We start from the raw sequence: 13,424 nt of genomic DNA on the forward strand, positions 1-13,424 counted from the left end.
CAGAAGGCAGCAGGGGCGGCCAAAAAGCCGCGACAGCGGCGGAGCGGGACGAGCGTGAGGCGCTTGGCCGTTCTCGTGGCGGCTTCGGCACCAAGGTCTGCGTCATCGCGGACAGCGCAGGCCGCGCTGTCGCCTTCTCACTGGCGCCAGGGCAAGCGCACGAGCTGCCTTATGCCATGCCCCTTCTCGCCACGCTTCCCGGCGCGCCGCTCTGGGTGGTGGGCGACCGAGGCTACTCCAGCCATGCCTTCCGCCAGCACGTCTGGGACCTCGGCGCACGCCCCGCGATACCGCCCAAAAGGAACGAGGCGCCGGTCGCCTGTCGAGACTGGATCTACAACAACCGCAACCACGTCGAACGCCTCTAGGCCAGGCTTAAGGAGCGGCGCGCCGTCGCCACGCGCTACGAGAAAACCGCCTCCAGCTCTCTCGGCGTCCTACACCTCGCCGCCACACTCGACTGGCTCAAGCGCTAACAGGACCTAACTATGCCACGGAGTAAACACGTAAAGAATTTGGTGGTCGTGCTCTTCTTCCAACGCGATCATAAATTTGGGGATGCTATCTCCGCCGCCCACGAACTGGCGGAGTTTAGGCCGGTCAGTGCTTCAAAAATCTCAGGGAGCGGCAACCGGCCATGACGGGAATGATGTACGGAATGATAAGTTATAAGTGACCAAAAAGCATGCGACGCTCTGGACACTATTGCCGGCTCAAGCCTACGCTTCGGAAGCCTGAATACCGAAGAGAGTTTGGCCCTCATTTGGGATAGTCCAACCAGGGCTCACGCAGCTCCTTCAACGCGTGCAATGCCGTTTACCATCGTTGCTCACTTGCCCACTGGCATGTGGTCAGCTTAGCCGGAAGCTCGAATGAACGATGTCGGTGGCGTCGATCCGGAAGCAACCCTGGACTCCGAAATGGAGAGGATTAGAGAGGACATCGTTCGGATCGGCGCCCTCTACGACCTGGTCTCACGCTTGGAGACCCCACACGCCGAAGACCTCGATCGTATCGCTACCATGGCCGCCGAAGCGGCGCGGGCACTTCGATCGGTAGAAGGCGCGGCGGCGAACCGCCGCAGGACGCGGTTCTCCTCGATCATGTTGTCTTTTCCTCAGCTGAATCTTCCGGCGATGTTCGATCCGGCGGTGCTGGACGACGACGACCTCGATTAACTCGACGATGCAGCGATACAGGTCAGCGAGGCTCACAGGCGACTCGAGTCAGCGAAGGTGCGGCTGAGGGACGCTATTAATCAGGATGAGTTTGAGGAAGTCGCCCACCTCAACTCGGAGGCGAAGGCCGCGCAAGAGGCTGGGACCGCGGCAAGATCGCAAGCGGCTCAGCGGCTTTCTGCCCGAGTCACCGGCTCGAACGATGTGGGGGGTACGCCGACGGCCTTGGCCGATCCGGCGCCGAGCCAACTGGAGCGTTCTCCGGCGGAGGCTCCGTCCAAAGAGACAGGGCTGTCCATCCTGGCGGCCGATCTGGCCATCGGGCAGAAGGCTGAGTTGGTCAGCAACCAGGAAGATGCTTCCTTCGCATCAGACGCCACCACCACGTCGCTGGGACTTTCAGAGGAACTGTCCGACAGACTGCCCGAAGACAAGGATGACGGCATGGTCGCCGCCACCCCGGCGGAGTTCAAGCCGTTTGAGGCGGCGGTCCTGCCGGTCGACGCGGAGGAGAGCGACGCGCTGGCGGCCCTCGCCTTGGACGTGCCGTCGTCTGAAGAGGCGGAATGGCAGCCCGAGCCGCTGCCGAACGCTCTGCTGCGGGCGCTCGAGAGTGAGCGCCTCGGCCTCGCCACCGCGGTTGCCGAGGTGACTGCGGTGGGTGAGGTGCCCGAGTTGCTGAAGGCCGCCCTTCCGCTCGTGGCAATGGCAATGGTAGCCGACACCAGTGGCGAATTCGACGATCGCGCACGCGATGCGACGCGTCACGCGCTGGACGCACTGCCGGAAGCTCCTGTGGGCGACACGACCCGTCTCGCCCTTGTCCTCCTGCTGCCAGCGGCGACCACTCTCGCGCTCCTCGCGCCCGGTTCGGGGCAGGCAAGCCTTCTGGCGGCCATGTTGGGGAATGGGGGGAACGATCCGGGCCATGCAGACAGCCTGCCCCGGCTACGCGACCTCGCCCAAGAAATGTACCAGGGCCGGCACGTGGCCGGCACGGCGCTGATCTCCGCCTCAGCCCTCATGGCCGGCCTGGTGACGGAAGAGGCATGGCGCCAGGAGCTCGACGCAGCTTCCAATGACATCGCGGCTTGGGCGCGGCAGCAGTTGGCCCGCAGCATCCGCTACGCCGCAGCGACGGATGTCTGGCGCGAGATGCTGCGACCTGGGGGCACGTTCTACGCCCACTTGCAGGTCGCGGCACAGGCCGCGACCGGGCGGGCCGAGGAGGTACGGCGCTTCGTCACCACCATCGATATCGATCGCGAGATTCGGCAGGTCGAGCGCCAGGTACGCGGGCTCAATCCGGCCCGGCGATCCCCGATCTCGGGACCTGCTTACCGGGAGCTCCACGACGCCGTCGAGGAGGCGGTGCATCACCTGCGGCATTGGCTCTCCATCGTCGAGCGCGCGCCGTCGCGTGCGGAAAGATCTCGAACCAAGCCTATTGCTGATCTGCGAGCCCGCCTGCTCTCGCGCATCCGCGCTGCGGAAGAGGAGCTGCTCCGGCTCGACGGCCTGCTGGCCGCCGGTGTGCCGTGCGGCACGGCAGCGCTCCGGCGCCTCATGAGCGTTCTGGAAGGCGCGACACTCCGGCGCGCCGCGCCCTCGCTCGACGCGTTGCTCGGGCGCGACCTAGTGGGGGTACCGGGCATCGTGTTCGGTGCCGGCTGGAGCCGTCAGCACCCGCCACTAGAGGAAGTTCGAGAGGAGCTGTTCGCCCTTGCCCAGGCGCCGGCACCGCCTCCGCTTGCCCAGTCTGCCCGCCGGCGCATCGCCGCTGGCGACTACCTTGGCGCGGAGTTGGTCATCGAACTGACCGGGGACGCCGAGGAACGCCCTGTCCTCCAGCGCGAGTTGCGCAATGCCCTTGAGCGCCGCAAAGCCGACGAGGCGCAGGCGCTCGACGAGAAGCATACGAAGGTGGAGGAAGCGGAACGCGCCGGGCGGCTGGATGCCGGCTTGGCACATGAGCTGACCGAACGACTCCTCCGTGTACGGGAGCAGGTGGCCGCGGCGGTTCCGGCGAGCGCGGCGGAACTCTTTGCCGAGGCAAGGCGGCATGTGGCGCTGGCCGACGCAAAGCTGAGCGAGCGCGCCGTCCTGGCACGCGACCGTATCACCCTTCGCCTTGACCAGCTGCGCCAGCTACCCGAGCCGAACCGTGACAGGGTGGAAGGGCTACTCGAGGCTGGCCAGTTCGCCCTCGCGGAGGACTTGGTCGAGCGGCTGGAAGCAGGCGAGCCGCTGGACCCGGATGTGCCGGTGCCGGTGGAGGAAGCCTTCGCCGCTTTCTTCCCGGCGGGCGCCGAGCGGCTGGCCGGTTGGCTACGCGGCCGGCGCACGGCCATGCGCGACATTGCCGACGGCACCTGCGCCGTCCCGCAGGACCTCTTCGCGCCTGGCCAAGAGCTCACCGCGGACCTGCCAACGCTGGCGGAAGCCTGGGCCGACTGTGTGCGGGAGAACTCGCGCAACGCCCTGCAGGACGCGTTGCTGCGCCTTTTCGCCGCCTTCGGCTTCACCGATCCCGAGCTACCGGGCTTCGCCACCCCTGCGCGGAAGGTCTCCGAAGCGGTGCTGCAACTGCGCGTGCGCGCGCTGCGGGACCGAGACACGGCGGTGCTGCCCCAGTTCGGCTCGGAGGCGGAGGGGACCTATCGCCTCCTCTGCCTGTGGCACAAGCGCGACGCCGAGGACATCGCGCAGGCGCTGGCGGCGTTGCCCGTCAGCAGCGCGCCGACGATCGTGCTGTTTTTCGGCCCGCTCGACCACGAGCAGCGACGCCGCCTCGCCGCGCTCGCGCGCGCGGACCGGCTGCGCTCCACCATCGTTGTGGACGAAGTACTGGCGCTGCATCTCGGACTGCTCCCCCGTGGGCGGCTGATGGCCCTTTTCGCCTGTACTCTGCCCTTCACCGATAGCCGGCCATGGGCCGACACCGGGACGCCGGCCCCGGAGATGTTCTTCGGCCGCGCCCGTGAACTGCGCGCCGTCACCGCCCGCAGCGGCGAGTTTACCCATCTTCTCTATGGCGGCCGCCAGCTCGGCAAGACGGCGGTGCTGCGGCAGGTCGAGCGATCCACCGCAGCGGACCCGGACACGGTCGCCCGCTACGTCAGCATTGCGGAAATAGGCTTGCAGCAGCCGCCGGCCGAGCTGTGGCCGCGCTTGGCCGAGGAGCTGGCCCGTGCCGGCATCGCGGTGCCCCGCGCCAGCGGCGCGCAAGGCGTGCGCACGGCGGTCCGGGAATGGCTGGACAAGCGGCCCGGACGGCAGATGCTGATGCTGCTGGACGAGGCGGACGCCTTCTTCGAGAAGGATCGGCAGGCAGGCTTCACCGTCACCTCGGCCCTGCGCGATCTGACTGTCGACACGGATCGGCGGTTCAAGCCGGTTTTCGCCGGGTTGCGCAACGTCCAGAAGCTGGCGCGGGACCCGAACAGCCCCATCGCCCATCTCGGCGCGCCCCTGGTGGTTGGCCCGTTGCTGCGCGGCGAGGAGCGGCGGCAGGCGGAGAGCCTTGTGCGCTGGCCCTTCACGGCGCTCGGCTACCATCTCGACGAGGCCGTCGTCTCGCGGATCCTCGCCTTCGCCAACTACTATCCCAGCCTGATCCAGGTGGTCTGCCAGCGCCTGCTCCGGTCGCTCCGCCAGCAGAGCGGGAGCGGTGGGCCTCCCTGGATGGTGCGGATGGAGGATGTCGAGCGCGTGCTGGAAACGCCGGAGGTGCGCACCGCTGCTTTCGAGCGCTTCCGTATCACCCTCGAGCTGGACCCTCGATACAACCTCCTGACGTTGCTGATGGCCAACTTCAGCATGGACGAACCAGAGCTGCTTGCCAGCGGCATCGACGGCACCATGCTGCGCGCTCTGGCCGCAGACGCGTGGCCGTCCGGGTTCCCGGCAACGTTCGCCGATGATGCCTTCGAGGCGCTGCTTGACGAGATGGTCGGGCTGGGGCTGCTGCGGGGGGTAACGGGCGCGCACTACGCGCTGCGGAGCGCGAACCTTGCGCATCTCATCGGCAGCCCCGGCGAGATCCGCCGGCAGCTGGAGAGCTTCGCCAGCCGCCCTGCTCCCGCGATCAGCGACCCGCTGGAGATGCGGCGCATGATCGGTGGGCGCCCCGGGTTGCTGACCGCGCGACAGGAGGGACACTTGCTGGCCCCTGGCAGCGGCGTCGCGATCCTGGCAGGCACAGTGCTTTCGGGAGTCGGAAACTGGCGGACCGCGGTGGACACCGCGTGCCGTATCGCGCGCGAGCGTCACGGCCGCGACGTCAACGCCCGCGTGCTGGGCGGCCCGTTCGGCCTTGACCACTTCCGCGCTGCGCTGGCCAAGACGCGGTCCACGGGCTCCACCCTGCACCTCGTGCCGCCCGCGGCACCCTGGGATGCGGCCTGGGTGGAGGAGGCGGTGCGACGGGTTCGCGCCGCTGCAAAGGGTGCTGCCTCGCTACCGGTTCTGTTCCTGGCCGATGCGCAACGTGCCTGGGAATGGGTGGCCGATCCCCGCCGCACCGCGGTGCTGGACGAGGGGGATCCCGCCTCCCGGGTGGTGGAGCTCACCGCCGGCCCCTGGAGCCTCGACGACGTCAACCTCTGGGCAAACGACGCTCCCCTCCGCCTCCCGGGAGACGCCATCATGCGGGTCACGGGCGGTTGGGACCTCCTGATCCGTCAGTTGGAGGCGCTGCCGCCGGCCGGGCGCGCCGCGCCGGCCGCCGAACTCGCGCGGAGCCTTCTGGACCCTGGATCAAACGGCGATCCGTTGGAGGATCTGCGGGCCCTGCCGGAGGTGGCCGAGACATTGCGGGCGCTCGGGGACTGCCAGGACGGAAGGCTCGACGGCGAGGTGGTCGAGGCTGCCTAGGTCGTTGCCTACTCCGAACTTGGGGAGGAGACGGTCGCCCGCGTGCTGGCCTGGGCAAGTCTGACTGGGCTTGTCGGGCGCGGGGCGGAAGGCTTGGTGCTCGGCAAGGAGCTGCGCCTCGGCCTTGCCCGACCCATGCCAGCCGGCGCGGCGTGATCGGGGTTTGGTCGCTCCCTGGCCCGTCGGCGCTCGTAGCGCGCGTCGTGGCCGAACTTGCGGATGGCCGGCAGTGCCTGCCTGTTGGCGCTGCGCCGCCCGGCTTCCGTCGGGCGGTCGAGGACGCGCTGGCGGTTCGGCAAATCCGCCTTCGTTTGGTCTATGACGATCCTGTCCTTGATCCATGGGGGTTGTTGCGGCGCGAGGCCGAACTGCCGCGCGCCGAGGAGAGGCTGCCGTCGGGCGTTTGGTGGGTGGACGGCGTCGAGGCGGCAAGGGCCGAGGCCTGGAGCGAGGTTGCTCGCACGCTGGGGGAGGCGATGCGCCACGACGCGCCCCACCGTCGCGCGCTGATGGTCGTACCGCTTCCGCCTGGCGGTTCGCCTGTTACTGGGCTCGACCTGGCCTGGCTGCATGCGGAACCGCTCGACCGCGTCGATTTAGAGGTCGCCGCCCGCTACGCGGTAACGGCAGCAGAGTGCCACGGCACCCTCGCGCGTCTTCGCGTCGAGTTGTCCGTAGAAATGGCAAGTGCGCGACTACCCGCGACCCGCGCGCTCGACACGCTGGACCATTGGATGGGGGCGCCGGATGACGCACTATGCGACCCTGTACGCTTCCTGTGCCATGCGCGGGCGGACGGTGCTGAGCCGACCCTCGCCGAGTTCGACCTATGGCGCATTCACCACGCCGTGCTCCTGGACGCGATTGAGCGCGAGAGGCTCGTGATCGTGCGCGCGAACCGTGGCCGTTGGCGCATTCCCTACGACATCCCGGAGAACGAGGGACGGCCAGCCAAGCGGGTGCGCGCGGCTGAGCTGCTGGAGTTGAAGCACCTCTGCCTGCAGCTCCGGCAGAGCGGCGAGCCGCTTCACTCGCCGCTCTTGAGCCGCCTGCAGATGTTGCGAGAGATGCGCAATGCCCTGAGCCACCTGGAGCCCGCGTCGATCGCCGAGGTGTCGGCCCTGCAGGTGGGCACAGCACGGGTTGGATCGGCCGCAACGCGGCCTTCAGGCGCGTAGAAGGAAGACAGGCCTGGCTTTCCTCAGTAGTCGCTGAGCGCCACCGCACCCTCGCGGCGCATGAAGATCCAGCAGCCTCCCCCGGCGGCGGACTGCACGCGCACGCGGAGCGAGCGCTCGGCGTCGCCGAAGTCGCCGGTCCAGCCGAACTCGAGGTCGAGGCCGCCCGCCGCCATCGCGCGCTCGATCCGGCCGCGGTAGCGCGGGCCGTCCATGCAGGGCGCGACTTCGCGGAAGAAGTGCAGCCCGAGGCGCGGCCGGTCCCCCGAGCCCGAGAGGCGCCGCTCCGCCCCGCTGTAGACCCGGACCACGCCCTCCGCGTCGAGGCGGATGGCACCGAAGGGCAGGTCGTCCAGGGCCTTGATGGGCAGCCCCTCCACGGCGCGGGCAAGATCCGGCTGGTCGAAGCTGGGCAGGGGCGGGACGGGCAAGGGCGTCTCCTCAGGCCGGATCGGAAAAGAAGGCCAGGCCGACAAGATGGGTCGGCCGGGTGCCCCCGTCATCGGCCAGCGGCAGCAGCAGCCGTTCGAAGTAGAGCGGCTCGCCGCCGTCGCCGAAGCCGAAGCGGGCGTAGTCGTGGCAGGGCACGCCGAGGCGGGCGCAGCGCCGGTAGGCGTCGTCGAGGCCGCCGAACACCTCGTCGCCGTCGAGCTCGCCCCCGGCCTCCTGCCCGACCAGCGGCCGGCCCAGGCGCCGCTCCAGCGCGGTGCCGACGCGGACGAAGCGAAGGCGCGGCTCGCCGCCCTCCGCGCGCTCGAGCGCGACCGTGAAGGCGTGGTCGCCGCCGCCGATGCCCGCCCCGTCGAAGGCGTCGGGCGTGGGCAGGCCCTCGCCGCCGCCCGCCGCGTCGCGGAGGGCGCGCCAGGCCAGGTAGGTCTGGCGCAGCTCGGGTCTGCTCAGGCGCATGAGCATCCTCTCGTGCAGGGGGGTGGGCAGGCGGCCGAGGGCGGCCAGGACCCGGCGCGACAGCTCGGCGGGCGTGAAGGGCTTGGCGAGGATCACCTCGCTCGGCGGGCTGGCGGGATCGCCGTAGCCGCTGACGAAGAGGATGGGGATGCCGGGCCGGCTGGCGCGCAGGCGGAGCGCGAGGTCCGGCCCGCGCCCGCCCGGCATGGTGATGTCCGTCACCACGAGGTCGAGGCTGGCCGCGGCGGAGGCCTGCACCATGGCCGAGGCGAGTCCGCCGGCCTCGATCACCTCGTAGCCGAGGTCGCGGAGCTGCGTCGCCGTGACCAGACGGACCTGATCGTCGTCGTCCACGACGAGGACCGTCGCGGAGCCGTGCAGCGCCGGGTTCGGCTCGACCTCCACCGCGGCCGCCGCCACGGCGGCCTCGCCGGCGGCGCGCGGCAGCCAGATCTCGGCCGTGGTGCCCTCGCCGGGCGCGCTGCGCAGGCGGAGCACCCCGCCCGACTGCCGGGCGAAGCCGTGCACCATGGCGAGGCCGAGCCCGGTGCCCTGGCCGCGCGGCTTGGTGGTGAAGAAGGGCTCGGATGCCCGGGCCAGCACCTCCGGCGGCATGCCGGGGCCGCTGTCCTGCACGGAGACGACGACGTAGTCCTGCTTCGGGTCGAGGCCCTCCGGGCGCGCGGCGCCGGGCGCCGGCGGCGCGTTGCGGGCCTCCACGGCAAGGCTGCCCACGCCTTCCATGGCGTCCCGCGCGTTCACCGCGAGGTTCAGCAGCGCGATCTCGAGGCGGTGCGGGTCGGTGAGGACGGGCCAGGCGGTCGGGTCGGCGCGGAGCGACAGGGCGATGCCGCTGCCCACGGAACGCCGGAGCATCTCGTCGACCTCCTCCAGCACGCGGGCGGGCCCGACCACGACGGGGGTCAGGTCCTCGCGCCGGGCGAAGGCCATGAGCTGGCGGATGAGCGCCGCCGCCCGCTCCGCCGCCTGCCCGCCGCCCCGCGCGAGGGCGAGGATCCCCTCGTTGCCGTGGGCCCGCCGCTCGATCAGCCTAAGGCTGCCCATCACGGCCGCGAGCACGTTGTTGAAGTCGTGCGCGACGCTTCCCGTGAGCTGCCCCAGCGCCTCGAGCTTCTGCGCCTGGGCGAGGGCGAGCTGGGTCTGCTCGCGGCGCCGCATCTCGGCCTGGAGCTCCTCGGCGGCCTCGCTCAGCGCGCGGGTGCGCTCGGCGACCCGTGCCTCGAGCTCCGCGTTGGCGCGGGCGAGGGCCGCTTCGGCGTTCTTCCCCTCGGTGACGTCGATGTTGACGCCGATCACGCGCCGCCCGGCGGCGCCGCGGGCCGATCCGGCGCCGCCGCGGGCCGATCCGGCGCCGCCGCGGGCCGATCCGGCGCCGCCGCGGGCCGGGAGGACGATGCCGCGGCCGACCAGCCAGCGCACCCCGCCGCCCGGCAGCACGACCCGGTAGTCCGTCCGGAGCTCGCCGCCCTCGCGCAGGACGCGGGCGAGCTCGCCCTCCGCGCGGTCGCGGTCGTCGGGGTGCACCGCCGCGCGCCAGGCCTCCATGGAGGCGGTGGCGGTCGCCGGGTCGAGGCCGTGGAGGGTAAACTCGCGGTCCGACCAGCGCTGCGCGCCGCTCGCCACGTCCCATTCCCAGATGCCGATGGCGGCGGCGTCCTGCGCTAGGCGCAGGCGCTCCTCGCTCTCGCGCAGCCCGAGCTCCGCCGCCCGCCGCTCGGTGACGTCGAGCTCGGCCACGACGCCGCCGATGACCTGCCCCCCGGCATCGCGGATGGGGGCCGCGTTGTTGAGGTAGAAGCGCCGCTCACCCGAGCCGAAGCGCGCGCACTCGACCATCTCGTCGCGCACCGTCTCGCCCCGGAGCAGCGCCCGGGCCATCGCCCATTCCTCCGCCCGGATCCGCTCGCCGGTCTCGGGCCACCAGCCCGCCCAGTCGGCATAGGCTTCCCAGCCAGTGGTCTCCGGCGGGATGCCCCAGAGCTCGCGGTTGGCGAGGTTGTCGCGCAGAATGCGGCCCTTGGCGTCGGCGATGATGACGCCGACCGGCAGGGCGTCGAGCACGGCCGAGAGCGTCGCCTCGCTCTCGCGCAGCGCCCGCTCGGCCACGCGCTGGGCCGTGACGTCGACCAGCGCCTCGAGCACGAGGGCGGGCGTTCCGTCCGCGTTGCGGCGCAGCGCCTTGTGGGCGGCGACTAGGACCTCCCGGCCGTCCCGCGTGCGGTGCCGCAGGTCGCCGGACCAGGCGCCGTCGCTCTCCAGCGCCGCCTCGATGGCGGCCAGCGGGACGGGGAAGGCAGTCCCGAGAAGCTCGTGCGAGGAACGGCCCACGGCCTCGGCCGCCGTCCAGCCGTAGAGGCGCTCGCAGCCGCCGGACCAGTAGCGGATGGTGCCGTCGAGGTCGCGGGCCATGAAGGTGCCGAGGTCGAGGGTCTCGACCAGGTCGTCCGGCCGCGCCGCGCGGGGACGCTCGGCCTGCTTGCGCGCGGTGATGTCGAAGGCTACGCCGCGCAGCCGCGCGGGCATGCCGCCCGGACCGGGCCCCGGATCGCCCTCGCCCATGGACTGTATCCAGCGGGTGCCGCCGCCCGACAGGAGGACGCGAAACTCGGCGACGAAGCGGCCGCCCTCGGCGGCGAGCCGCCGGTGGTCGACCAGGAAGGCGTCGCGGTCCTCGGGATGCACCCGGTCCAGCACGGTGGCGAAGTCGCAGCGCGCGTCGGGTGGCAGGCCGTAGAGGGCGCGGAAGCCGGGCGAGACCCGCGCCTCGCCGCCGGTGCCCGGGTCCTCCACCTCGAAGGTTGCGATCCGGCCGGCCTCGGTGATGCGGCGGAGCGCGGCCTTGCTCTCGGCGAGGGCGAGTTCGGCGCGCTTGCGGTCGGTGATGTCGAAGTCGATGCCGATCATGCGGGTCGGCCGCCCGGTGCCGTCCCGCAGCACCGTGCCGCGCGTCACCACCCAGCGCTCCCCGCCATCGGCCCGGCGCATGCGGAACTCGATGTCGTAGGGCGCCTCGTCGGCGAGCGCGGCGCGGAGCGCCGCCTCGACCCGCGGCAGGTCGTCTTCGTGGACGAGCGCGCGGAAATCGTCGACTGTGCCGCCGAAGGAGGCCTCGGACATGCCGAGCGCCGCCTCCAGCCCGCCCGACCACTGCACGGCGCCGGTGACCACGTTCCAGTCCCAGGAGAAGATCCGCGCCGCCCCCATGGCGAGGTGCATCCGCTCGTGCGCGTGGGCGAGCGCCGCCTCGGTGGCCTCCCAGCCCGAGAGGTCGACGACGAAGGCCGAGGCGGCGCCGACCGTACGGTTGTGGAAGGCGAAGAACATCAGCACCGGCACGCGCGTGCCGTCGGGGCGGACGTACTCCTTCTGGTAGGGCGCGCAGGCGCCGTTCCGCGCCGCCTCGGCGATGGCGGCCTCGTCGCGCCCGATCCACTCGGGCGGCGTCAGGTCGTCCCAGCGGATGCGGCCCGCGGCGAGATCCTCGCGCGTCATGCCGACGATGCAGAGGAAGGCGTCGTTGGCGGCGGTGACGCGCCCGCCCGCGTCCGACCGCACGACGCCGACGGGGCTCGCGTCGAACAGCGCGCGCGCCTCGGCGGCCGCGGCCTCGCGCGCCTCGGCGCGGCGCGCGAGCAGCGCGCCGAGCTCGTCGATCTCCCGCACCGCCGCCCCGGCCGGCGCGCCCGCCAGCCCGGGGTCGCCGAGGCGCCGGAGCGAGCGGGTCAGGCGGTCGGCGAAGAGGACGCCGAAGACGAGGGTGACCGTGAGCAGGCCCGAGCCGATCAGGAGGGTGGGCAGCAGCGCCTGGCGGAGCGAGGCCTCGAAGGCGACCGCCGGCACGGTCACCTTCACCCAGTAGCCGGACTGCGGCGCCAGCGCGTAGGCCGCGTGCACCCGCTCGCCCTCTGTCGCGGTGAAGGGCGGGATGGTGCCCGCCGGCGGCCCGATCGCGGCCAGCACCTCGGCCGGCGGCTTGGTGGCCAGCGTCTCGCGGTCGCGCGCGGTGCGCGCCACGATGGTGAGCTGCCGGTCGAGGGCGGCGGCCACCGCGCCCGGCGGCATCCGCTGGTCGGTCAGCGTCGAGAGAAGCCGCTCGCGAGGGACGATCAGCCCGAGGACGTGCCGGATCGGCGGGGCCCCCGCGGGCCCGGGGGCCATGATCGGTACCGCGACGCCCACGGACCACTCGCCCACGCTCGGGCTGACGAAGAGGTTGCCGACGACGCTGCGCCCGGTGGCCAGCGCCTCGGCCGCCGGTCCGATGGAGAGGACGTCCGGCCGCTCGCCGGGCAGCCAGCTCGTGCTCAGCCGGATGCGCCCGTCGGGTCCGATGAGGTTCACCGCGCGGGCGCCGTAGGCCAGGCCAGCCGAGCGCATCTCGGACCAGAAGGTCGGAAGGTCCCCGCGCGCGAGGGAGGGCGAGCCCGCCAGGGCCGCCAGCAGGCGCTCGGCGCCCGCGAACTCACGGTCGAGCAGAAGGGCCATGGCGTGGGCGCGGGCAACGAGGCCCTCTTCCGCCCGCAGCCGCTCCGCGCGGTTCTGCTGCCAGACGGCGCCGCCCGCCAGCACGAGCAGGGGAAGGGCCGCCCCGAGGGCGAAGACCAGGACGCGGCGGCGAAGGGTCGGGGAGCGCCTCGGCCATGCGGGCGCGTGGAAGCCCGACCGGGCGCTGCCGGCGGGGGCCGTCTCGGGGCACGGGCCCGGAGGATCCGCCCGGCGGCGCGCGACGATGTCTTTCAGCACCACCAAGACCGCCCCCGCCCGAATGCTTCCCCGCAAGCGCCGCTCGCTGGCGCTTGGTAGGGCTTCCGTTGTCGTTGAGCAATCAAGAAGGACTTGGCGCGGGGCGAGAACCGGAGGGCGGAAGCCGGAAGAAGGGTGTCTCACAACCGGTGGTTGGTTGCTGGCCGGACCCGCCCCTTAACTTGGTGGTGGCGTCGGCAACTACATCCGTCATCCGCGGCAGAGGCAGGCGTGCTGTTGTTTCATCTACGGAACCAGGAACGTTCCTTTGCGACGCTGCGGGTGGAGCGAAGGCATGCTGGTGGATGGATTGCACCCGCCATGATTGCGACGGAAAGTCCGGTTTCGACCCGGAGAGTGTCGTAACGGCTAACGCCCTAAGCCAGCGGTGACGTGGCGACGCGCGTGCCGGGAGGTTGCCCTGGGACTGGCTGGCGCTTCGAGGGACCTGCGGAGGACGGCCACGGCCCGCGCCGCCGGGCCCGCTTCACGCCTCCTTAAACGAGGTCGTGTAGGCTCCCGC

Annotated in this window: 5 protein-coding genes and 1 pseudogene; 4 read left to right on the forward strand and 2 right to left on the reverse strand. The window is 71.6% G+C overall.

All coding sequences use genetic code 11. From position 1 onward, the window contains the following. The 4 genes and pseudogenes from EAH89_RS17540 to EAH89_RS17555 form a co-directional block, all read left to right on the forward strand. Positions 1–476 (forward strand): annotated as a pseudogene (locus EAH89_RS17540) (IS5 family transposase); the annotation flags it as partial. A gap of 396 nt (positions 477–872) precedes the next feature. Then, positions 873–1,178: a hypothetical protein gene (locus EAH89_RS17545; RefSeq protein WP_140885012.1), complete on the forward strand. Its 306-nt coding sequence runs from the start codon at positions 873–875 to the stop codon at positions 1,176–1,178. 225 nt (positions 1,179–1,403) lie between these two features. Beyond that, positions 1,404–6,053 (forward strand): hypothetical protein, encoded by a 4,650-nt coding sequence (locus tag EAH89_RS17550; protein ID WP_140885013.1) that lies wholly within the window; start codon positions 1,404–1,406, stop codon positions 6,051–6,053. Positions 6,054–6,256: 203 nt separating this feature from the next. Beyond that, positions 6,257–7,231 carry a hypothetical protein gene (locus EAH89_RS17555; protein ID WP_140885014.1) on the forward strand — a complete coding sequence of 325 codons (975 nt, stop codon included), beginning with the start codon at positions 6,257–6,259 and terminating at the stop codon, positions 7,229–7,231. A gap of 23 nt (positions 7,232–7,254) precedes the next feature. Here EAH89_RS17555 and EAH89_RS17560 read toward each other — a convergent pair whose 3' ends face one another. Continuing rightward, positions 7,255–7,662 carry a PAS domain-containing protein gene (locus tag EAH89_RS17560; RefSeq protein ID WP_206667592.1) on the reverse strand — a complete coding sequence of 136 codons (408 nt, stop codon included), beginning with the start codon at positions 7,660–7,662 and terminating at the stop codon, positions 7,255–7,257. Between the two features lie 10 nt (positions 7,663–7,672). Then, the gene (locus tag EAH89_RS17565; RefSeq protein WP_140885015.1) at positions 7,673–12,904 is read right to left on the reverse strand and encodes a PAS domain-containing protein; all 5,232 of its coding nucleotides are present in this window, start codon (positions 12,902–12,904) and stop codon (positions 7,673–7,675) included. Between the last annotated feature and the right edge of the window lie 520 nt (positions 12,905–13,424).

The sequence above is a fragment of the Muricoccus nepalensis genome (assembly GCF_006438825.1).
Taxonomy (GTDB): domain Bacteria; phylum Pseudomonadota; class Alphaproteobacteria; order Acetobacterales; family Acetobacteraceae; genus Roseomonas; species Roseomonas nepalensis.